A 20,899-nucleotide genomic window follows, 5' to 3' on the forward strand; every position below is an offset into this window, starting at 1 on the left:
ACAGCACCACGTCCCCCGGAGGCTCACCCCACCTCCGCCACCTCCGTCTCGCACCGCAGGCGCCGTCCGGTCCCGGTGACCCGGACCGGACCCGTGAGCGTCAGGTGCGCCGTGTGGCGCACGTCCGCGCTGGACGCCGCCAGCCGTAGCTCCAGCGCGCCCGGCTCGACCACCCGGCGGCCCGAGCGGTCGGTGAACGCCGAGAGGTCCGTGTGGAAACGGAACGTCACCCGGGCCGCCTCGCCGGGGGCGAGCGCCACGCGCTGGTAGCCGACCAGCCGGACGTCGGGGCGGGTCACCGAGGCCACCGGGTCGTGCAGGTACAGCTGCACCACCTCGGCGCCCTCGCGGTCTCCGGTGTTGCGGACCGTCACGGCCAGGTCGCAGCCGCCGTCCGTGCCGATCTCCGTGTCGCCGCCCGTCGCGTCCTCCCAGGCGAACGAGGTGTAGGACCGGCCGTGACCGAAGGCGTACAGCGGTGTCGGGTCGAGGTTGCTGACCTCGCCGGCCAGGCCGAGGGGCGGCTGGAGGTAGGTCCAGGGCTGCCCGCCGGGCTCCCGCGGGACGCTCACCGGCAGGCGGCCCGAGGGGTTCACGCGGCCCGACAGCACTCCCGCCACCGCTGGGCCGCCCTCCTCCCCCGGGAAGAAGGCCTGGACGACCGCGCCCAGGCGGCCCCGCCAGCGGCCGAGCGCGTAGGGGCGGCCGGTCAGCAGGACCAGCACCACCGGCACGCCGGTGGCGACGAGGGCGTCCAGCAGAGCGCCCTGGACGCCCGGCAGGCCGAGGTCGCTCGCGTCGCAGCCCTCGCCTGAGGTGCCCCGGCCGAACAGGCCCGCCCGGTCGCCGAGCACGGCCACGCACACGTCGGCCTCCGCGGTGCGGGCGACGGCCTCGTCGAAGCCCGCGGTGTCCGGGTCCGTCACGTCGCAGCCCTGCGCGAACGTCACCTTCGCGTCGGGCAGTTCGGTGCGCAGCGCGTCCAGGACGGTCGGGATCTCGATGCCGGCCGGCACCCCCGGGTGGTGGGTGAGGACGTGGGACGGGAAGGAGTAGCAGCCCAGCATGGCCAGGGCGTCGGCGGCCCGGGGGCCGACCACCGCGATCCGGGTGTCGGGGGCCAGCGGCAGCAGGCCGTCGGGGTTGTCCAGCAGGACCACCGACTCCTCGGCCAGGCGGCGGGCCAGGATCCGGTTGCCCGTGGAGTCCAGGGTGACGGGGCCGGCGGGCTCGGGCGTCCAGTCCTCGTCGAGCAGGCCCAGTTCGCACTTCTGCAGCAGCACGCGGCGGGCCGCGCGGTCCACGAGTTCCTCGGGGACCTGCCCCGCGCGGACGGCGTCCAGCAGGGGCGGGCCGTAGCACTTGACGGTGGGCAGCTCGACGTCGATGCCGGCGGCGAGGGCCGCGTGGGCCGCCTCGGCCGGGGTGCCGGCGACCCGGTGCAGGGTCTGCAGGAACCCGATGCCGAAGTAGTCGGCGACGACCGTGCCGGTGAAGCCCCACTCCTCGCGCAGCAACCGCGTCAGCAGCTCGGGGTCCGCGGAGGCCGGGACCCCGTCGGTCTCGTTGTACGCGGCCATCACGGAACGGGCCCCGCCCTCGCGCAGCGCCATCTCGAACGGCGGCAGGGTGACGTCCGCGAACTCGCGGATCCCGGCCCGCACGGGGGCGAGATTGCGCGCCCCGGCCGAGGAGGCGTACCCGGCGAAGTGCTTGAGCGTGGCGACGACCCCGGCCGCCTCCAGGCCCCGCACATAGGCCGTGCCGATCGTGCCGACCAGGTAGGGGTCCTCGCCGATGGTCTCCTCCACACGGCCCCAGCGCGGATCGCGTACGACGTCCAGGACGGGGGCGAGGCCCTGGTGGACGCCGACCGACCGCAGGTCCTCGCCGATGCGCCGGGCCATCTCCTCGACCAGCGGCGGGTCCCAGGCCGCGCCCCAGGCCAGCGGGACCGGGTAGGCCGTGGCCTGCCAGGCGGTGAAACCGGCCAGGCACTCCTCGTGGGCGACCGCCGGGATGCCGAAGCGGCCGGCCTCGGCGATCCGGCGCTGGGCGCGGGCCAGGGCCTGCGCGCCGAGCGCCGGGTCCACGGGGGCCGTGCCGAAGGAACGCGTGAGCTGGCCCAGGCCCTGGGTGATCAGCTCGGCCCACTCCTCCTCGGAGTGCTCGACGGTCATGTCGTGCTGGTGCGGGGCGACCCCGTCGCCGTCCGTCGCGGCGCCCACCCACACGCCGTACAGCTGGGCGGTCTTCTCCTCCAGGGTCATCCGGGAGAGCAGGTCGTCGACACGGGCGGCGGCGGGCAGGGCGGGGTCACGCCAGGGCGCGGTGGTCATGAAGCTCCTGTCGGGTGGACGGGGCGGCCCTCTGACGAATGGTGCGGGCGGGCGCGTGAACGCCGCTGACGACCGTTCCCGAGCCCGCTTCCACGAATGTTTCGAAATCGATATCGAATGTTCCGGGAACCTATGGCGCCACGAGGACTTCGTCAAGGGGGCCCGCAGGGATACGATCGCCGCCATGACAACCCCGGAGCCCGTTGAAAGCCGGACGCAAATCCGGACGCAGGGGCGCACCGCGCAGACCGCCACGCTCGCCGAGATCGCCCGCGAGGCCGGCGTGTCGGCCCCGACTGTTTCGAAGGTCCTCAACGGCCGGGCCGACGTCGCCCCCGCCACCCGGGCCCGCGTCGAGGACCTGCTGCGCGCCCACGGCTACCGGCGCCGCCGGGCCGAGGCGACCCGTTCGCCCCTGATCGACCTGGTCTTCCACGAGCTGGAGAGCGCCTGGGCGATGGAGGTCATCCGGGGTGTGGAGAACGTGGCCCGGGACGCGGGGCTGAGTGTGGTGCTCTCCGAGAGCGCGGGGCGGCTCACCCCCGGGCGGAGCTGGGCCGACCAGGTCGCGGCCCGCCGGCCGCACGGCGTGGTGCTCGTGCTGTCCGGGCTCGACGAGTCGCAGCGGGCGCTGCTCACCAGCCGTTCCATCCCGTTCGTGGTGATGGACCCGGCCGGCGACCCCGGCGCCGACGTGCCCTCGATCGGCGCGACCAACTGGCAGGGCGGGCTCGCGGCCACCCGGCACCTGGTCGAGCTGGGGCACCGCCGTATCGGCGCGATCAGCGGGCCGTCGCAGATGATGTGCAGCCGGGCCCGAGTGGACGGGTACCGGGCCGCGCTGGAGACCGCGGGGCTGCCGGTGGACACCTCGCTGATCGCGGACGGCGACTTCCACCACGAGGCCGGCTACCGGCGGGGCCTGGAACTGCTGCGCCGCCCGGACCGGCCCACCGCCGTCTTCGCCGGCAACGACCTCCAGGCGCTCGGGCTGTACGAGGCCGCGCGGGAGCTGGGGCTGCGCATCCCCGAGGACCTGAGCGTGGTCGGCTTCGACGATCTGCCGGTGGCCCCGCTGGTCGGGCCGCCGCTGACGACCGTGCGGCAGCCGCTGACGGAGATGGCCGAGGCGGCGGCGAAGCTGGTCCTCGACCTCGGCCGGGACCGGGACACCCCGGCGGCGACCCGGGTGGAACTGGCCACCAGCCTGGTGGTGCGCAGCAGCACGGCGCCGCCCGCGTGAGGCGCCGAAGCCAATCGGTTACACAGCCGAAACTTTCGAGCGCTCGCTGCGGGCCCCAACGCCCGTGCCCCCAGGTGCCCTTGAGGACACCGAGGTGAGTCCAGGCCCCGAAGTCTGAGAATTTCCGAAGAAAACGCGTCCTGATTCCCCTGCCCGTAATAATTCGGACTTATGTTCCTGTCTGTGACGGGAGACGACGCGAACGGGGACGAGGGCACGAGGACGGGCCGGCGGTCGATCGCTCTGCGGACCGCCGGCCTCACTCTGGCGGGACTGCTGGTGCTCGCCGCCGGTGCCGCGGGCTGGGCCTACTGGCACCTCAACGACAACATCACCAGTGTCGACATCGACAACGCGCTGGGCGACAACCGCCCGCCGAAGCCGGTGACCACGCCCTCGCCCGAGGCGGCGGCCCCGCCCGGCGAGGCGCTCAACATCCTGGTGCTGGGCTCGGACTCGCGCAGCGGCGAGGAGAACCGCAGGCTCGGCGGCGGCGACAGCGGCGGCGCCCGCTCCGACACGGCGATGGTCGTCCACCTCGACGCCGGGCGGACCAGCGCGACGGTGGTGAGCATCCCGCGCGACACCCTGGTCACCCGCCCGTCCTGCCCGCGCTCCGACGGCGGTGCGACGGCGGTCTCCCGGTACGCGATGTTCAACAGCGCCTACGCGGTCGGCGGCCCGGTCTGCGCGGTGAAGACGGTCGAGTCGATGACCGGCGTCCGCATGGACCACTACATCGAGATCGACTTCTCCGGCTTCGCGCGGCTCGTCGACGCGCTCGGCGGGGTCACCGTCACCACGGACGAGGACATAGCCGACGACGACAGCCATCTGCACCTGAAGGCCGGCACCCACCACCTGGACGGCACCCAGGCCCTGGGCCTGGCCCGCACCCGGCACGGCATCGGCGACGGCAGCGACCTCGGCCGCATCGGTCTGCAGCAGAAACTGGTCAAGGCCCTGCTGGACCGCATCGCCGCCCAGGATCTGCTCACCGACCCGGCCGAGCTGTACCGGGTCGCGGACGCGGTGACCGCCGGCCTCACCACCGACACCGGCCTGGACTCGCTGAGCGAGCTCACCCGCCTCGGCCAGAGCCTGCAGCACCTGTCGTCGAGCCGGGTCCGGACGGTGATGATGCCGGTGGTGCGGGCGCCGTCCGACCCGAACCGGGTGGTGGCCGACGAGCCCGAGGCCCGCGAGCTGTGGGAGTCGCTGCGCTGACCTGTGCTGACCTGCGCTGACCTGCGCGGACACGGCCCGGAGGAAATTTCTCGGAGAAATCCGGTGAGGGTGTCGATCCGGCGGTCCCCCGTTCGACGCAGGGGTGAGAGCGGGGAGAGGCCCCGCCCGACGCACCGAGGAGTCACCGTGCCGCGCTTTCTCACCCTGATCCGCATCGACGAGAAGAACGCCCCCGCCGAGGGCCCGAGCCCCGAGCTGCAGGAGCGGATGGGCAAACTCCTGGAGGAGATCACCAAGGCCGGGGTCATGCTCGACACCGCCGGGCTCACCCCGACCTCCGACGGCACCCGGGTGACCTGGGAGGGCGGACGGCTGTCCGTCACCGACGGGCCGTTCACCGAGACCAAGGAGGTCATCGGGGGCTGCTCGATCAGCCAGTGCAAGGACAAGGCCGAGGCCATCGAGTGGACCAAGCGGTTCCTGTCGCTGCACGAGGAGTACTGGACGATCACCGCGGAGGTCCGGCAGATCGCCGAGGGCTGACCGGCCCTGCTTGGCGGGGAGGTGCCCGGGGTGTCTGATGGTGGGTTGTGACACCGCAGCCCACCGCCGGGCCCGGCACCTCCCGGACCGCCCAGGCGATCGAGACCGTCTTCCGCATGGAGTCGCCCCGGGTCATCGCCGGCGTCACCCGGGTCGTCCGGGACGTCGGCATCGCCGAGGAGCTCGCGCAGGACGCTCCCCCACTACCGAACGTGTGGGGGTGCCCCCTGTCGCCGCCCTGGAGCAGTGGCCGCGCGACGGCGTGCCCGACAACCCCGGCGCCTGGCTCATGGCCACCGCCCGGCACCGCGCCGTCGACCTGGTCCGCCGCCGGGAGAACTACGCGCGCAAGCTCGCGGAGATCGGCCGCGACCTGTCGGCCACCCCGCCCCCGGTGGAGCCCGCCGACCCCGACGACATCGACGACGACCTGCTCCGCCTGGTCTTCACCGCCTGCCACCCGGTGCTGTCCACCGAGGCGCGCACCGCCCTCACCCTGCGTCTGCTGGGCGGCCTGACCACGGCCGAGATCGCCCGCGCCTTCCTCGTCCCGGAGGCGACGGTGGCGCAGCGCATCGTCCGCGCCAAACGCACCCTGGCGACGCGGAACATCGCCTTCGAGGTGCCCTACGGCCCCGACCGCGAGGCCCGTCTCGGCTCGGTCCTCGACGTCATCTACCTGATCTTCAACGAGGGGTACGCGGCCACGGCCGGCGACGACTGGCTCCGCCCGGGCCTGTGCGAGGACGCCCTGCGTCTGGCCCGGGTGCTCGGCGCGCTCATGCCGAAGGAGCCCGAGGTGCACGGCCTGGCCGCGCTCCTGGAGTTCCAGGCGTCCCGTACGGCGGCCCGGACGGGGCCCTCCGGCGAGCCGGTCCTCCTCAAGGACCAGAACCGCTCCCGCTGGAACCGCATGCTCATCGCCCGGGGCATCGACGCGCTGGGCCGGGCCGAGGCGGCCTCCACCGGCGGCCCGGGGCCGTACACCCTCCAGGCCGCCATCGCCGCCTGCCACGCGCTCGCCCACACCTACGCGGAGACGGACTGGTCCCGGATCGCCACCCTCTACGGACTGCTGGCCGCCCGCTCCCCGTCACCGGTCGTGGAGCTGAACCGCGCGGTGGCCGTCTCGATGGCCGCGGGCCCGGAGGCGGCCCTGCCCCTCGTCGACGCCCTGGCCGGCGATCCCGCCCTGCGCGACTACCACCTGCTGCCCAGCGTGCGCGGCGACCTGCTCGCCCGCCTCGGCCGTGCCGCCGAGGCCCGGGCGGAGTTCGAGCGGGCGGCGTCCCTGACCCGCAACGAACGGGAGCGGGAGCTGCTGCTGGGCCGGGCGGCCGAGCTGCCCTGAACGTCAGGCGGGGCGCCCGATCAGCATCGCCGGCGCTCCCGCGACCCGGGTGGGGAACACCGCCGCGGCGTCGGCCTTTGCGGCTTGGGCTCAGGCCGGGTGCCCGATCAGCATGGCCGGCGCTCCCGCGACCCGGGTGGGGAACACCGCCGCGGCGTCGGCCTTTGCGGCTTGGGCTCAGGCCGGGTGCCCGATCAGCATCGCCGGTGCTCCCGCGACCCGGGTCAGGAACACCGTCGCCGCGTGCGGTCCCTGCGGTTTGACCTTCCGGCGGAGCTCCTCCGGCTCGACCGCCGAGCCCCGCTTCTTCACCGTGAGTGTGCCGACCCCGCGCTCCCGCAACAGCGCCTTGAGCTTCTTGACGTTGAAGGGCAGATGGTCGGTGATCTCGTAGGCGGTGGCGTACGGAGTCGGCCGCAGGGCGTCGGCGGTGACGTACGCGATGGTCGCGTCGAGCAGGCCGCCGCCGACCTGGTCGGCGACCTCCGCGACCAGGTGCGCGCGGATGACGGCGCCGTCGGGCTCGTAGAGGTACCGGCCGGGCGGGCGGACGCCGGGGTCGGGCAGCCCGCGGGAGAGCAGCGTGCGCGGGCCCGGCAGCAGGGTGGCCCGGACGGCGCCCGGCTCGGTGCCGAACCACAGCACCGCCTCCTTCACATCGCCGCCGTCGGAGATCCACTCGGCCTCGGCCTGCTCGGGAACCGCCTCGTGCGGGATGCCCGGGGCGATCTTCAGCGCGGCGCGCGGGGCCCGCAGGGCGGCCGACACGGCCCAGGACAGCGGCGGCGAATACGCCTCGGGGTCGAAGATCCGGCCCCGGCCGCCACGCCGCGCGGGGTCCACGAAGACGGCGTCGAAGCCGCCCGTGTCCACCTCCGTGACGTCCGCCTCGCGCAGCTCGATCAGGTCCGCCAGCCCCAGCGCCTCGGCATTGGCCCGGGCCGCCGCGGCCGTCAGCGGGTCCCGGTCCACGGCCAGCACCCGGATCCCGGCCCGGGCCAGCGCGATCGCGTCACCGCCGATGCCGCAGCACAGGTCGGCCACCGAGGTCACGCCCCACTCGGCCATGCGCCCGGCCCGGTGGGCCGCCACGCTCGCCCGGGTCGACTGCTCCACCCCGTTCGGCGTGAAGAACATCCGCCCGGCGTCCTCGGCGCCGAACTTCACCGCCGCCCGCTGCCGCAGCCGTGCCTGCCCCAGTGCCGCCGACACCAGCTCGGCGGGGTGCTCGCGGCGCAGCCGGGTCGCGACGGCCAGCTCCCGCGCCGGGTCGGTGTCGCGCACCTCGTCGAGGAGGGCGCGGCCTTCGGGACTGAGGAGGAGGGCGAGGTCGTTCACCCGGTCATTGTCGGCCACGGACGTCCGGGGGGAGTCGTGTGGGCCAGTCGGTGGACGCGGGCCGGCGGGCCGCTGTGTCGGGGCGGGTTCGCCGGGGCGGGCTGCGAGGATCCGGCACCATGCGAGCAGTCGTACAAAATGACAAAAGCCGGGCCTCGGGCGGTGCACGGATCGGCCTGGCCGTGCTCGCCCTCGCCGCCATCGCCTCGGGCTGTGCGCAGGGCGGCGGCAGCGACCAGGTCACCCCGGCCGGCGGACAGCAGCCCCTCGACGCGCCGCCGGCCCGCGCGCTCGACTCCTACGCCTCCAAACTGCGCGCCGCGCACGCCGCCCGGGTCGCCGCCGCCCACCGCTGGGAGCTGAAGCGGGTCCCGCTGCCCGCGCCGCCGCCCCCCGAGCGCAAGCCCAGGATCAAGACCCGCAAGGGCTTCCAGGTGGCCGGACACCGGGCGTCGGACCTGCCGCCCGTCTTCACCCGGATCCCCACCCGCGACAAGGTCGTCTTCCTCACCATCGACGACGGCGCCGAGAAGGACCGCACATTCCTGCGGATGATGAGTGACCTGGACGTCCCCTACACCGCGTTCCTCAGCGGCTATCTGGTCAAGGACGACCCCCGCTACTTCAAGAAGATGCAGGCCAGGGGCGTGGTCCTGAACAACCACACCCTGTACCACCGGTACATGCCGGGCCTGTCCTACCGCGCGCAGAAGCGCGAGATCTGCGGCATGCAGCGATACATGCAGAAGCGCTTCGGCAAGCGCCCCACCCTCTTCCGCCCGCCCTACGGCAGCTACGACCGGGCGACCCTGCGCGCCGCCAAGGCCTGCGGCATCACCCACGTGCCGCTGTGGAACGAGGAGGTCTTCGTCGACCGCTGGGAGTACCGCGAGGCGGACCGCGCGCTGCGCCCGGGCGACATCGTCCTGACCCACTTCCGGGGCCCCGAGCAGTGGAAGGGCACGATGCCGGACATGATCCGCCGCTTCCTGAACAAGGTCACGGCCGAGGGATACGCGGTGGGGCGGCTGGAGGACTACCTGTGAGGCGGCCGGCCGCCGCCGCGCTCTGCGCGCTGCTGGCCCTGCTGGCCGGCTGCGCGCAGCCGGCCGGGGAGCGGCCGGGCACCTCCGACGGACGCGCCCGGGACCAGGCCCCCACGGCCCGCCGCCTGCCGCCCGTCGTCGACCACGTCCCCACCCGCGACCCGGTCGTCTTCCTCACCTACGACGACGGCGCCGAACGCGACCCCCGCTTCGTCGCCCTCGTCCGCGAACGGCGGCTGCCGGTCAGCATGTTCCTCACCGACAGCGTCGTGGGGCCCGGCTACGGCCACTTCGCGCGGCTGCGCGCGGTCGGCGCCTCCCTGCAGAACCACACCCTCGACCACCCGGCCCTGCGCGGCCTGCCCTACGCGGGCCAGCGCGCCGAGATCTGCGGGCAGCAGCACAAGCTCCACGCCCGCTTCGGCATCCGCCCCCGCCTCTTCCGCCCGCCCTACGGCACCTACGACACCACGACCCTGCGCGCCGCCGCCGACTGCGGCATCGCGGCGGTCGTGCTGTGGCGGGCGTCCCTGGGCGCCGAAGGCGAGCTGACCTACACCCGGGGCGCGCCCGGGCTGCGCGCCGGCGACATCGTCTCGGTGCCGTCGGGGGACGCGTCCGCGACCCTGACGGAGCGGACGGTGCGATTGCTGCGCGAGATCGAGGGGAAGGGCCTGCGGGTGGGGCGGCTGGAGGACCACCTGTAGGTCTGCGCGGGCCCCGCCGGGAGAAGTCGCCTGGCCGACGCGCCGTCGGCAATTAGCAGTCCGCTTGACCGAGTGCTAATCACGGTCATAGTCTCGGCTCTGGCACTCGACACAGGAGAGTGCCAACACAGCGACGGGCAGGTCCGGCACCCGCGACGACGGATCCACCTGGTCGCCACCTCAGACAGTTAACCCCGTGAGATCTCCGAAGGGGGAGGTCGGATCGTGACGACCACCAGCTCCAAGGTTGCCATCAAGCCGCTCGAGGACCGCATCGTGGTCCAGCCGCTCGACGCCGAGCAGACCACCGCCTCTGGCCTGGTCATCCCGGACACCGCCAAGGAGAAGCCCCAGGAGGGCGTCGTCCTGGCCGTGGGCCCGGGCCGCTTCGAGGACGGCAACCGTCTTCCGCTCGACGTCTCCGTCGGCGACGTCGTGCTCTACAGCAAGTACGGCGGCACCGAGGTGAAGTACAACGGCGAGGAGTACCTCGTCCTCTCGGCCCGCGACGTGCTCGCGATCATCGAGAAGTAGTTCACCCGAAGCACCTTGCTTTGAACTGCGCCCCTGGCCCCCGCGATCGCCAATAAGCCGGGCGCCCGGGGCGCAGTTGCCGTTATCCCAGATTCCGGAAGAGGGCTCACGCTCCCATGGCGAAGATCCTGAAGTTCGACGAGGACGCCCGTCGCGCCCTCGAGCGCGGCGTCAACAAGCTTGCCGACACGGTCAAGGTGACGATCGGCCCCAAGGGCCGCAACGTCGTCATCGACAAGAAGTTCGGCGCCCCCACCATCACCAACGACGGTGTCACGATCGCCCGCGAGGTCGAGATCGAGGACCCGTACGAGAACCTCGGTGCCCAGCTGGTCAAGGAGGTGGCGACCAAGACCAACGACATCGCGGGTGACGGTACGACCACCGCGACCGTGCTCGCCCAGGCGCTCGTGCGCGAGGGCCTGAAGAACGTCGCCGCGGGTGCCTCCCCGGCCGCCCTGAAGAAGGGCATCGACGCCGCCGTCAAGGCCGTCTCGGACGACCTGCTCGCCTCGGCCCGCCCGATCGACGAGAAGTCCGACATCGCCGCCGTCGCCGCGCTGTCCGCCCAGGACCAGCAGGTCGGCGAGCTCATCGCCGAGGCGATGGACAAGGTCGGCAAGGACGGTGTCATCACCGTCGAGGAGTCCAACACCTTCGGTCTGGAGCTGGACTTCACCGAGGGCATGGCCTTCGACAAGGGCTACCTGTCGCCGTACTTCGTGACGGACCAGGAGCGCATGGAAGCCGTCCTGGACGACCCCTACATCCTCATCACGCAGGGCAAGATCTCCGCCATCGCGGACCTCCTGCCGCTGCTGGAGAAGGTCATCCAGGCCAACGCCTCCAAGCCGCTGCTGATCATCGCCGAGGACGTCGAGGGCGAGGCCCTGTCGACCCTGGTCGTGAACAAGATCCGCGGCACCTTCAACGCCGTCGCCGTGAAGGCCCCCGGCTTCGGCGACCGCCGCAAGGCGATGCTGCAGGACATGGCCGTCCTCACCGGCGCCACGGTCGTCTCCGAGGAGGTCGGCCTCAAGCTCGACCAGGTCGGCCTGGACGTCCTCGGCTCCGCCCGCCGCGTCACCGTCACCAAGGACGACACCACCATCGTCGACGGCGCCGGCAGCAAGGACGACGTGCAGGGCCGCGTCGCCCAGATCAAGGCCGAGATCGAGACCACGGACTCCGACTGGGACCGCGAGAAGCTCCAGGAGCGCCTCGCGAAGCTGGCCGGCGGCGTGTGCGTCATCCGCGTGGGTGCCGCCACCGAGGTCGAGCTGAAGGAGCGCAAGCACCGTCTGGAGGACGCCATCTCCGCGACCCGCGCCGCGGTCGAGGAGGGCATCGTCTCCGGTGGTGGCTCCGCCCTGGTCCACGCCGTCAAGGTCCTCGAGGGCAACCTCGACAAGACCGGCGACGAGGCCACCGGTGTCTCCGTGGTCCGCAAGGCCGCCGTCGAGCCGCTGCGCTGGATCGCCGAGAACGCCGGCCTGGAGGGCTACGTCATCGTCTCCAAGGTGGCCGAGCTCGACAAGGGCAGCGGCTACAACGCCGCCACCGGCGAGTACGGCGACCTGATCAAGGCCGGCGTCATCGACCCGGTCAAGGTCACCCGCTCCGCCCTGGAGAACGCCGCCTCCATCGCCTCCCTCCTGCTCACGACCGAGACCCTGGTCGTCGAGAAGAAGGAAGAGGAGGAGCCGGCCGCCGCGGGCCACGGCCACGGCCACGCCCACTGAGGCGGAACGGCTGAGGCATGACGGCTGAGGGCTGCATGCCGATGGCTGATGCCTGAGGACTGATGTCCGAGGGCTGACGGCGTCGATCCGCCCGAGCCCGAGCCGAGCGAAGGCCCGGCACCCCGGAACAGGGGTGCCGGGCCTTCGCCGTGCCGCCCCTCCCGGACCGGGAACCGAGCCGGGGCCGGAAACGGTCTACCAGCACAGCAGCCGGATCATCAGGGGGCAGGAATGGACCAGGCGCTGTACGGGGAACAGTCCCGCAACCCGTTCGCGCGGACCGTGCGGCTCACCGAGGACGGACTCCGCAGGGGCGGCCGCATGACCCCGCTGGACGAACTGAACCTGGCCGCCATGGCGGAAGCGTTCCTGCGGGGCCGCTGGCTCGGCGGCGGTGGCACCGAACGCCCCCTCGGGGCGCTGCCGCAGGGCCCCGGCCTCGTCCCGGTCACCCGCGTGACCGGCACCATCACCCCCCTGAGGACCCGTCACACCGCCGACTTCGCCCGGGCCCTGGGCGAACTGGCGGTACGCAGGTGCGGGGGACCTGACCACGTGGCCGCTCTCGCCGCGCGGGCGCAGTCGGAGGGCGTACCGCTCTGGATCGCGCGCCGTCACGCACCCGGGCCCGCCGGACCGGTGACCGTCGCCGTGGACCGGCGCTCGGTACGCGTGGACGTCTGGGGCCCGCACGCCCCGGCCGTGCGGCTGCGTGCCCCGTACGGTTACCGCCCCGACAGTGCCGACCGGTCGGGCGCCCTGGTCCTGTACGTCGGCGACGTCTCCGCACGGCTCGAACTGCGCAAGAGGGCGCGCAAGTCCAAGAGCAAGGTCGAGATCAGCCTGCCCGACCGGGTCTGGACCCTGCGCCGCGAGAACGCGGAGAGCTCACGGCTCCTGCGGGACGACCGGCCGGTCGCCCTGCTGACCCGCCCCTCGCGGTGGCCCGGACCGCCGCCCGGCTCGGTGCTGCTGCCGCTGGCCGAGGTGCACCACGAGAGCCCCGACCCCCTGGACGCCGTCATGGCCCACGCGGTCGCCGTGTCCTTCGGTCTCGGCGACACCACGGGCCTGGCCAGGTTCCGCGCGGTCAGGCGCCGCCGGGAGACGGACGAGGAGCTCTGGGACCGCCCCTGGTTCAGCAACCTGGGCCGCGACCGCGACGACAACGAACCCGGCGGCGGCGACGGCTGGGGCAGCGACGGCGGTGACGGGGGCGACGGCGGGGGAGGCGGCGGTGACGGTGGTGGTGGCGGGGACGGCGGCGGAGGAGGCGGAGGCGACTAGCCCCCGCCCCGCCGAAGGCCCTCGCCCCGCCGAAGGCCCCCGCCCCCTGCGCGGGGGCTGGTCCGCCGCACTCGGCCGGCCCGCCGGAGTCGGCACCCCGTGCAGGTCAGAGCTCCGTCGGCTCCAGTGCTCCCAGCTGCTGCATCAGCCCCAGCCGGTCGTACTGCCACCACCCCTCGGCGATCTTGCCGTCCGGCGTGCACCGGTGGACGGTCGTGCCGGTCATGGTGACGTCCTGGCCGGTCGGCGGGATCCCGAGGAACTCGCCCGTGTGCCGCCCGTGGAAGGTCCACCGGGTGCACACCCGGTCGCCCTGCGCCATCTGGTCCTCGATCGTGAACGAGAAGTCGAACCCGCCGCGCCACACCTCCACCTCGCGGCGCACCGCGTCCAGTCCGATGACGTCCTGCACATTGCCGGGGTCGTGGTCGTGGTAGTCCTCGACGAACACGTCGTTGAACGCCGGCGCGTCACCCTGCCCGGGCGCGAGCTCGAAGAACCTGCGTGCGGTGGCCGCGTACAGCTGTTCGTCCCGCACCACGTCCAGGTCCGTGAAGGTCGGCTCCTCGTCACAGAGCGCCACCATCTCCTGGAAGATCCGGTCGGTCTCCGGGAGCCCCGAGTTCCGCATCGCGTCCTCGTACGACGGGAACTCCACGATCTCCACGATGTGCGAGGCGTCGGACCGGTCCTTCGCCACCACACTGTGCGTCGCGGTCCGTTTCCCACGGGTCTGCTCGACCCACCGGTCCATCAGCCGGTTCATCTCGTCGAGCCGGCTGGTCCTGCATTCGATGAGCTGTACGAAGGTCATACTCGCCCCACCTCCGGCCCCCCTGGGTCCGGCTGAACAGCACCATTGTCCCCATGCGGGCCGGGTGTCGCCTCCCGGCGCTTTGGCATCATGAGGGGATGGGGTGGTGGGGGAGACGGGGGGCGCGGTCGGTGGCCGCGGGGCGGGACATCGGCGTGGCCGTCACCGGCGACCACAACCACCTCGTCCTCACCCGGCAGGTGCGCTCGGCGTACTGGGAGCAGGTCCGCAGGATCGCCCCCGCCGAACTCGTCGGCCGCGAGCGGGAACTCGCCGAGCTGACCTCCTTCTGCACGGCCGACTCCGGCCCGTCGTACGCCTGGTGGCGCGCGGAGGCGTGGGCGGGCAAGACGGCGCTGCTGTCCTGGTTCGCGCTGCACCCGCCCCGGGGCGTGCGGATCGTGCCCTTCTTCGTCACGGCCCGCCTCGGCGCCCAGAACGACGTCGGGGCCTACGTCGACGTCGTACTGGAACAGCTCGCCGAACTGGCCGGTGAGGACCTGCCCGCGCATCTGACCGAGGCGACCCGCGAAGCCCATCTCCTGCACCTGTACGGCGCGGCCGCCCGTGCCTGCGCCGGACGCGGCGAGCGCCTGGTGCTGCTGCTCGACGGCCTGGACGAGGACCGCGGCGTCACCACCGGCGCCGAGGCCCACAGCATCGCCGGCCTGCTGCCCGCCTCACCGGAGTCCGGCCTGCGCGTCCTGGTGGCGGGCCGGCTGAACCCGCCGCTGCCGGGCGACGTACCGGACCGCCACCCCCTGCGCGACCCCGCGGTCCTCCGCACGCTCGCCCCCTCCCCGCACGCCCAGACGATCCGCGCCGAGGCCGAACGCGAGCTGAAACGCCTGATCGAGGCCGGCGGCCTGGAGTACGACCTGCTGGCCCTGGTGACAACGGCGAACGGCGGCCTGACGGCCGACGACCTGTCCACCCTGACCGGCGCGGTCACGTACCGCGTACGCGACGTGTTGCGCACCCGGGCGGGGCGGACGTTCGAGGTCAGGTCGAACGTCTACCTCCTCGGGCACGAGGAGCTGCACCAGCGGGCGCTGGACATGCTCGGCACCGCCGAACTCGACCGCCACCGGGAGCGGTTGCACGCCTGGGCGGACACCTGGCGGGACCGTGGCTGGCCGGACGGGACGCCGGACTACCTGCTGTCGGGCTACTTCGCGCTCCTGCGCGAGACAAGGGACCTGCGGCGCGCGGTCGGCTGGGCCGTGGACGCGGTACGCCACGACCGGATGCTCGATGTCACCGGCGGCGACGCGGCGGCCCTCGCCGAGATACGCAACGCCGAGGAGATGGTGACCGAGGCGGGCGTACCCGACCTGAGGGACCTGGTCCGGCTCTCGCTGAGGCGTGAGGAACTGGAGCACCGCAACGACACCGTCACCCGCACCTTCCCCTGGGCCTGGGCCATGCTCGGCCGGGTGCGCCGGGCGGAGGCGCTCGCCCGCAGCATCCCGAGCCTCGACTGGAGGGCCCTGGCGCTGGCGGACATCGCGGCCGTGCGGCTCGCCGCCGGTGAACGCGCGGAGGCCGTACGGCTGCTGGAGGAGGCGGAGCAGGCCGCCGAGCGCTACCCCTTCGACTTCGACGACGAGCGGGATCACGCCCTCGCCGAGGTGAGCCGCGGCTGGGCGGACGCCGGACTGTTCGACCGAGCCGAGCGCCTGGTCACGGCTGTCGCCGATGTCGACCTCCGGGTGGACCTGCTGGCCGATCTCGTCCGGGCCCTGGTGGCCGCGGGGGCCGCCGACCGGGCCGGGGAGCTGTGCCTCCGGCAGGAACACGACCATGTACGGAGTCTCGGTCTCGCGACGGCGGCAGCGGCTCTGACGGAGGCGGGCCACCTCGACCGGGCGCAGGGGCTGGCCCGGTCCGCCGACCCCGCGGCACGGCCCCTGGTGAGGGCGCGGATCGCCGGACCCCTGCGACGGGCCGGACGGGACGGCGAGGCCGAGACGCTCCTGGCGGCGGTGGACGCCGAGGCGGCGCCGTCACCTCTGCTCGCCGAGGTCGTCGAGGCGCTCGCCGAGGCCGGCGCGTTCGACCGGGCCGAGCGTGCCGCCCTGTTGTCCGGCGGCGCCGACGAGCGCGGATGGGCACTGCGACGGGTGGTACGGGCCTTGGCAGCGACCGGGGACCGGGCTCGCGCCGGAGCACTGGTCGCGCGCATCGAGCACCCGGCTGTGCGCTCGGGCGCGAGAGTGGCGGTCGTGGAGGGGCTGGCACAAGCGGGCGACCTGGTGAAGGCGGAGACCCTGGCCCGCGGTCTCGTCGACGAGGAGGCCCGTGACACGGCCGTGCGCTTGGTCGTCAACGCGCTCATCAAGGCGGGTGAGACCGATCGGGCGGAGCGGCTGGCGGGCAAGGACACGGAAACGGAGCCCGGCGATCCGGCGCTCTGCGCGGTGATCGAGGAACGGGCCCGAGCAGGTGAGCTGGACCGGGCGACTGAGATGGCGACATCGCTCGGCTCGACCGAGGGCCACGAAGCGCTCGTACGCGGTGCCGTGAGATCCGGTCGCGACTCCGGCCGGCTGGCCGAGCTGGTCGCGCGAACGGAGGCCGGGATCAGGCGTTCCATGAGGGGCGGGAGCCTCCACCCGGCACACACCGCGATCATCCTGGCCGAGGCTGGGTTCGGCGATGCCGCACGGGCGGTGCTGGACCAGGTGGGCGTGCCCACGGTGGAGGACCCCGACGCGGTCGGCCCCGGCGAGCAGGTCCATGCGGGACAGATGGCCCAGGCGCTGGCGTACGCCGGTCGCTTCGACGCCGCCGAGGAACTGGTCCGTGGACTGGGCCACCGCCCAGGCGGTGTCTTCGCGCTCACGCCGCTGATCGAGCGGCTGTGCGCGGCGGAGGAGTTCGACCGGGCCATCGCCTTCGTGGCGGGTCTGGACGAACGCCTGCGCGATCCGTCGCGCGCCGAGATCGTCGTGGCACTGGCCGACGCCGGGGCGGTGGAACGGGCCGTCTCACTCACCCGCGAGGTCACGGACCCCGGTTCCCGCGTGCGCTGCTGGGCCAGGATCGCGGTGGCTCTCGCCGCCGCGGGCGACCGGCGGGCGGCCGAGGACGCTCTGGCGCAGGCCGAGTCCCGTGACGAGCGGAAACTGCTGGAGCTCTGGGCGATCCCCGACCTCCTGCGCGCCTGGTTCACCCTCGGCAGGAGCGAGGCGGGTGACCACCTGCTGGCCCGGCTCGACGACGACGGCCCGCCCGGCTTCGGCGGGGCGGTCGTCCATGCGCTGGTGGAGGCCGGGGAGTACGAGCGCGCCCGTGAGCTGACCCTGCGCCCGGGCTGGGAGAGCAACCAGGCGGTTCTGGTGACCTACCTGGTGGAGGCCGGCGAACACGCCCGTGCCGACGAACTGGCTCGCGCTCTCGGGCTGACCGGCGTCCGGCCCGCGGACCGACCGCCCTTCGCCGTCGTCCGCGCCTGGGTGGCCCTCGCCCCCGTCGTCGAGCCCGCCCGCGGCCGGGCGCTGGTCGCCCAGGCGCTGAGGCACGAGACCCTCCAGGAAGTACTCCCGGCCATCGTCCGCGTGGAGCCCGACGCGGTGCCGCTGATCGTCGACGCGCTGGGGCAGCAGACGCTCCAGGACCGGCCTACTGCGGCCCGTACTTCCGTCCCGTCCTAGACGACACCGCCCCCAGCACCCCCCGCGGCACCAGCTTCGCCGCACCCATCAGGGCCTTGTAGCGCGGGTCCGGGATGGACAGGGTCTTGCCGCGGGCCAGGTCGTGCAGGGCCGCCGCCACCAGCTTGTCCGCGTCGAGCCACATCCAGCCGGGGATGTTGTCCGTGCCCATGCCGGCCCGCTCGTGGAACTCGGTGCGGACGAAGCCGGGGCACAGCGCCATCAGGCGCACGCCGCTGCCGGCCAGGTCGCGGGCCGCGCCCTGGGTGAACTGCACGACCCACGCCTTGGACGCGCCGTACGTGCCGCGCGGCACGAAGGCGGCCACCGACGCGACGTTCACGACGCCGCCGCGGCCCCGGTCCCGCATCGCCTCCGTCGCCGCCGACGTCAGCCGCAGCACCGCCTCGCAGTGCACCTTCAGCATCCGCAGCTCGTCGGCCATGGGGACGTCGAGAAAGCGTCCCTTGTTGCCGAAACCGGCGTTGTTGATCAGCAGGTCGACGGGGTTCCTGCGGTCGCCCAGGCGCTCGGCCACCGCCTCGATGCCCTTGTCCCCGGCGAGGTCGGCCGTCAGCACCTCCGCCTCGATGCCGTGCCGGTCGTGCAGCTCGGTCGCCTGTTCCCGCAGCCGCTTGGTGTCGCGTGCGACCAGCACCAGGTTGTGCCCGTCGGCCGCCAGTCGCCGCGCGAACGCGGCCCCGATGCCTGCCGTCGATCCCGTAATCAGAGCCGTTGTCATGGCAGAAGGGTAGTGACCTGGACTACCTGCATCCGCTTGCCCGCGGGCCCTTCGCCGGTGAAGGGTCGGTGGAGAAGGGCCCGGTGAGCGGCTGTCAGCCGCCGTGCTTGTCGGCGTACTCCCGCGCCGCCCGCAGCGACTCCGGGTGCAGTGCCTCGCCCGCCGCCAGCAGCCGCGGCAGCAGCGTCCGCTCGGTCGTCACCGCGCGGAACTGCAGGGCCACCGTCACATCGTGGCCGGGCCGGTGCACGACCTCGATCGCGTCGCCCGCCCGGATCTCGCCCGGCTCGACCACCCGCAGATACGCCCCGGGCGCGCCCCGCTGCGTGAACCGCTTCACCCAGCCCTTCTCACCCAGATGGCCCTGGAACGTGCGGCACGGGATGCGCCCGCAGGTGACCTCCAGCACCACCTCGGGCCCGATGCGCCAGCGCTCGCCGATCCGCGCGCCGGAGACGTCGAGGCCCGCCGTCGTGAGGTTCTCGCCGAACGCGCCGTCGGCCAGCGTCCGGCCCAGCTCGCGCTCCCACGCGTCCAGGTCCTCGCGCGCCATCGCGTACACGGCCTGGTCGTCGCCGCCGTGGTGCTGCAGCTTGCACACCGCGTCCCCGGCGAGCCCGCTCCCGCCGATGCCCTTGGGCCCCGGCGCGGCCACCCGCACCGGCCCCGTCACCGGCCGCTTGTCGATCCCCGTGACCCCCTCCGGGTTGTCCGTGTACGGCACAGCCTTCGCGCGGCCCAGATTCACAGACAGAAGCTTCATGCCCGCACGCTAGGGGACCCGCCCCCAAAGCGTCGACGCATTATTCGGAGGAGATCCAAAGCCTGGCTTATCGTCGCTTATCCTCGAAGAGTGATCGAAGCTCGTCATCTCCGCGTCCTGCGCGCCGTCGCGGCCACCGGCTCCTTCTCCGCCGCCGGGCGGGAACTGGGCTGCACCCAGCCGGCCGTCAGCCAGCAGATGAAGGCCCTGGAGACGTCCGTCGGCACCCCGCTGCTGATCCGCACCGGACGGGAGATGCGCCTGACCCAGGCCGGTGAGGCCCTGGTGCGGCACGCCGCCGGGATCCTCGCCGGGCTCACCGCCGCGGAGGAGGAGGTCGCCGCCATCGCGGGGCTGCGCGCGGGCCGCGTCCGGCTCGTCTCCTTCCCCAGCGGCAGCTCCACGCTCGTCCCCACCGCCCTCGCCGCCCTGCGCGAGGCCCACCCCGGCACACGCGTCTCCCTGGAGGAGGCCGAGCCCCCCGCCTCCGTCGGCCTGCTGCGCGAGGGCGACTGCGACGTGGCCCTCGCCTTCCGCTACGAGGGCGCGGCGGGCGCCGAGGAGTGGGACGACCTCGTCGTACGGCCGCTGCTGTCGGACCGGCTCGTCGCGCTCGTGCCGGAACGCCACCGGCTCGCGGACGCGGAGTCCGTCGCCATCGGGGAACTCGCCGAGGAACCGTGGATCGCGGGCTGCCCGCGCTGCCGTGGCCAACTGGTCGAGGTGTGCGCGACGGCCGGCTTCACCCCGCGCATCGACTTTGCCACCGACGACTACCCGGCCGTGGTCGGCCTGGTCGGCGCCGGCCTCGGCGTGGCCGTGCTGCCCCAGCTGGCCGTCGAGTCCGTCCGGCCCCGGGGCGTGCGCACCGTGACGCTGGAGCCGGCGGTGCGGCGGGAGATCGTCGCGCTGACGCTGCCCGACCTCGCGCAGGTCCCCGCGGTGGCGGCCACGCTCGACCAGCTGGCCCGGGCCGCCCGCCGCTAGCCCGGCCACGCGCACGCGCGCCAAAAACCAACGGCACGCATGCGCGTGCCTCTGAGCAGAAACGTTCCTTCAGTTGTTCGAGGCGGCGTGCCCGCCGGATGTCGACGCCGACACCAGCCGGTTGCGCGCCCGCCCCATCAGCTCTTCACGCTCGTCCTCGGTCAGCCCGCCCCACACGCCGTACGGCTCACGCACCGCCAGTGCGTGTGCGGCGCACTCGGCCCGCACCGGGCACCTCATGCAGACCTCTTTGGCCGAGTTCTCACGAGCACTCCGAGCCGCACCGCGTTCGCCCTCCGGATGGAAGAAGAGCGAGCTGTCCACTCCGCGACAGGCAGCCAGCAGTTGCCAGTCCCACAGGTCCGCGTTCGGTCCGGGAAGGCGGGAGAAATCTGCCATTACGTGACCCCTTGTAGCCGTTCTTGGCGGATCCGGTGTCCACGACCGTATAACTACGATCTAAGGAGATGAAAATATGACTCATTGCGAATCTAGCTCCAGACACCGCCAAAGCGGAAGAAATGGGTCTGAATGGGGCATAGGTTGTGATGAAAGTTCGGGGGTCTGGAGCGCATATCTGCACCGTGTCCGTGCCCTCACGTAGAGTGCCGAAGATGGC

The 20,899-nt window shown here is 73.2% G+C and carries 16 protein-coding genes and 1 pseudogene; 11 read left to right on the forward strand and 6 right to left on the reverse strand.

Features of this window, described 5'->3' with window-relative positions:
- Window positions 1-23: 23 nt before the first annotated feature.
- On the reverse strand, window positions 24-2,339 hold the full coding sequence (locus tag CHR28_RS17040) for a glycoside hydrolase family 3 N-terminal domain-containing protein (protein WP_094054483.1): 2,316 nt from the start codon (window positions 2,337-2,339) through the stop codon (window positions 24-26).
- 184 nt (window positions 2,340-2,523) lie between these two features.
- On the opposite strand from CHR28_RS17040, the gene CHR28_RS17045 reads away from it, so the two are divergent.
- The 4 genes and pseudogenes from CHR28_RS17045 (at window position 2,524) to CHR28_RS17060 (ending at window position 6,664) form a co-directional block, all read left to right on the forward strand.
- On the forward strand, window positions 2,524-3,582 hold the full coding sequence (locus CHR28_RS17045; RefSeq protein ID WP_094054484.1) for a LacI family DNA-binding transcriptional regulator: 1,059 nt from the start codon (window positions 2,524-2,526) through the stop codon (window positions 3,580-3,582).
- A 171-nt stretch (window positions 3,583-3,753) separates the two neighbouring features.
- Window positions 3,754-4,809 carry an LCP family protein gene (locus tag CHR28_RS17050; RefSeq protein ID WP_094054485.1) on the forward strand — a complete coding sequence of 352 codons (1,056 nt, stop codon included), beginning with the start codon at window positions 3,754-3,756 and terminating at the stop codon, window positions 4,807-4,809.
- A gap of 147 nt (window positions 4,810-4,956) precedes the next feature.
- Complete coding sequence (locus CHR28_RS17055) at window positions 4,957-5,313, forward strand: YciI family protein (RefSeq protein ID WP_094054486.1); 357 nt, start codon at window positions 4,957-4,959, stop codon at window positions 5,311-5,313.
- A 47-nt stretch (window positions 5,314-5,360) separates the two neighbouring features.
- A pseudogene (locus CHR28_RS17060) lies at window positions 5,361-6,664 on the forward strand (RNA polymerase sigma factor).
- A 177-nt stretch (window positions 6,665-6,841) separates the two neighbouring features.
- On the opposite strand, the gene CHR28_RS17065 reads toward CHR28_RS17060, so the two are convergent.
- Window positions 6,842-8,002 (reverse strand): THUMP-like domain-containing protein, encoded by a 1,161-nt coding sequence (locus CHR28_RS17065; RefSeq protein WP_094054564.1) that lies wholly within the window; start codon window positions 8,000-8,002, stop codon window positions 6,842-6,844.
- Window positions 8,003-8,121: 119 nt separating this feature from the next.
- Between CHR28_RS17065 and CHR28_RS17070 the strand changes: the two genes are divergently transcribed.
- From CHR28_RS17070 to CHR28_RS37805, 5 genes are all read left to right on the forward strand, one after another.
- Window positions 8,122-9,048: a polysaccharide deacetylase family protein gene (locus tag CHR28_RS17070; protein ID WP_094054487.1), complete on the forward strand. Its 927-nt coding sequence runs from the start codon at window positions 8,122-8,124 to the stop codon at window positions 9,046-9,048.
- Window positions 9,045-9,755: a polysaccharide deacetylase family protein gene (locus CHR28_RS17075; RefSeq protein WP_094054488.1), complete on the forward strand. Its 711-nt coding sequence runs from the start codon at window positions 9,045-9,047 to the stop codon at window positions 9,753-9,755. Before CHR28_RS17070 ends, CHR28_RS17075 begins: the two co-directional genes overlap by 4 nt.
- Before the next feature lie 225 nt (window positions 9,756-9,980).
- Window positions 9,981-10,289 carry a co-chaperone GroES gene (groES, locus tag CHR28_RS17080; protein ID WP_053135717.1) on the forward strand — a complete coding sequence of 103 codons (309 nt, stop codon included), beginning with the start codon at window positions 9,981-9,983 and terminating at the stop codon, window positions 10,287-10,289.
- Between the two features lie 116 nt (window positions 10,290-10,405).
- Window positions 10,406-12,031 carry a chaperonin GroEL gene (gene groL / locus CHR28_RS17085; protein ID WP_094054489.1) on the forward strand — a complete coding sequence of 542 codons (1,626 nt, stop codon included), beginning with the start codon at window positions 10,406-10,408 and terminating at the stop codon, window positions 12,029-12,031.
- A 231-nt stretch (window positions 12,032-12,262) separates the two neighbouring features.
- Window positions 12,263-13,318 carry a hypothetical protein gene (locus CHR28_RS37805; protein ID WP_094054490.1) on the forward strand — a complete coding sequence of 352 codons (1,056 nt, stop codon included), beginning with the start codon at window positions 12,263-12,265 and terminating at the stop codon, window positions 13,316-13,318.
- Window positions 13,319-13,424: 106 nt separating this feature from the next.
- On the opposite strand, the gene CHR28_RS17095 is transcribed toward CHR28_RS37805, so the two are convergent.
- Complete coding sequence (locus tag CHR28_RS17095) at window positions 13,425-14,132, reverse strand: ester cyclase (protein WP_094054491.1); 708 nt, start codon at window positions 14,130-14,132, stop codon at window positions 13,425-13,427.
- A 131-nt stretch (window positions 14,133-14,263) separates the two neighbouring features.
- Here CHR28_RS17095 and CHR28_RS17100 point away from each other — a divergent pair, with 131 nt between their 5' ends.
- The gene (locus tag CHR28_RS17100; protein ID WP_094054492.1) at window positions 14,264-17,788 is read left to right on the forward strand and encodes a hypothetical protein; all 3,525 of its coding nucleotides are present in this window, start codon (window positions 14,264-14,266) and stop codon (window positions 17,786-17,788) included.
- Here the strand turns inward: CHR28_RS17100 and CHR28_RS17105 are convergent.
- On the reverse strand, window positions 17,757-18,530 hold the full coding sequence (locus tag CHR28_RS17105) for an SDR family NAD(P)-dependent oxidoreductase (protein ID WP_094054493.1): 774 nt from the start codon (window positions 18,528-18,530) through the stop codon (window positions 17,757-17,759). The two genes, CHR28_RS17100 and CHR28_RS17105, sit on opposite strands and share 32 nt — an antisense overlap.
- 94 nt (window positions 18,531-18,624) lie before the next feature.
- Window positions 18,625-19,293 carry an MOSC domain-containing protein gene (locus CHR28_RS17110; RefSeq protein WP_094054494.1) on the reverse strand — a complete coding sequence of 223 codons (669 nt, stop codon included), beginning with the start codon at window positions 19,291-19,293 and terminating at the stop codon, window positions 18,625-18,627.
- Window positions 19,294-19,383: 90 nt separating this feature from the next.
- On the opposite strand from CHR28_RS17110, the gene CHR28_RS17115 reads away from it, so the two are divergent.
- A complete protein-coding gene (locus CHR28_RS17115) occupies window positions 19,384-20,280 on the forward strand; it encodes a LysR family transcriptional regulator (protein WP_094054495.1) in 897 nt (298 codons plus the stop codon).
- 69 nt (window positions 20,281-20,349) lie between these two features.
- Here CHR28_RS17115 and CHR28_RS17120 read toward each other — a convergent pair whose 3' ends face one another.
- Window positions 20,350-20,679 carry a WhiB family transcriptional regulator gene (locus CHR28_RS17120; RefSeq protein ID WP_031119978.1) on the reverse strand — a complete coding sequence of 110 codons (330 nt, stop codon included), beginning with the start codon at window positions 20,677-20,679 and terminating at the stop codon, window positions 20,350-20,352.
- Between the last annotated feature and the right edge of the window lie 220 nt (window positions 20,680-20,899).

The sequence above is a fragment of the Streptomyces sp. XY006 genome (assembly GCF_002237655.1).
Taxonomy (GTDB): Bacteria; Actinomycetota; Actinomycetes; order Streptomycetales; family Streptomycetaceae; genus Streptomyces; species Streptomyces levis.

Coding starts and splice junctions, on each gene's coding strand:
- CHR28_RS17040 (WP_094054483.1), bottom strand. CDS start 2,339: ATGACCACCGCGCCCTGGCGTGACCCCGCCCTGCCCGCCGCCGCCCGT.
- CHR28_RS17045 (WP_094054484.1), top strand. CDS start 2,524: ATGACAACCCCGGAGCCCGTTGAAAGCCGGACGCAAATCCGGACGCAG.
- CHR28_RS17050 (WP_094054485.1), top strand. CDS start 3,754: ATGTTCCTGTCTGTGACGGGAGACGACGCGAACGGGGACGAGGGCACG.
- CHR28_RS17070 (WP_094054487.1), top strand. CDS start 8,122: ATGCGAGCAGTCGTACAAAATGACAAAAGCCGGGCCTCGGGCGGTGCA.
- groL (WP_094054489.1), top strand. CDS start 10,406: ATGGCGAAGATCCTGAAGTTCGACGAGGACGCCCGTCGCGCCCTCGAG.
- CHR28_RS37805 (WP_094054490.1), top strand. CDS start 12,263: ATGGACCAGGCGCTGTACGGGGAACAGTCCCGCAACCCGTTCGCGCGG.
- CHR28_RS17095 (WP_094054491.1), bottom strand. CDS start 14,132: ATGACCTTCGTACAGCTCATCGAATGCAGGACCAGCCGGCTCGACGAG.
- CHR28_RS17105 (WP_094054493.1), bottom strand. CDS start 18,530: ATGACAACGGCTCTGATTACGGGATCGACGGCAGGCATCGGGGCCGCG.
- CHR28_RS17110 (WP_094054494.1), bottom strand. CDS start 19,293: ATGAAGCTTCTGTCTGTGAATCTGGGCCGCGCGAAGGCTGTGCCGTAC.
- CHR28_RS17120 (WP_031119978.1), bottom strand. CDS start 20,679: ATGGCAGATTTCTCCCGCCTTCCCGGACCGAACGCGGACCTGTGGGAC.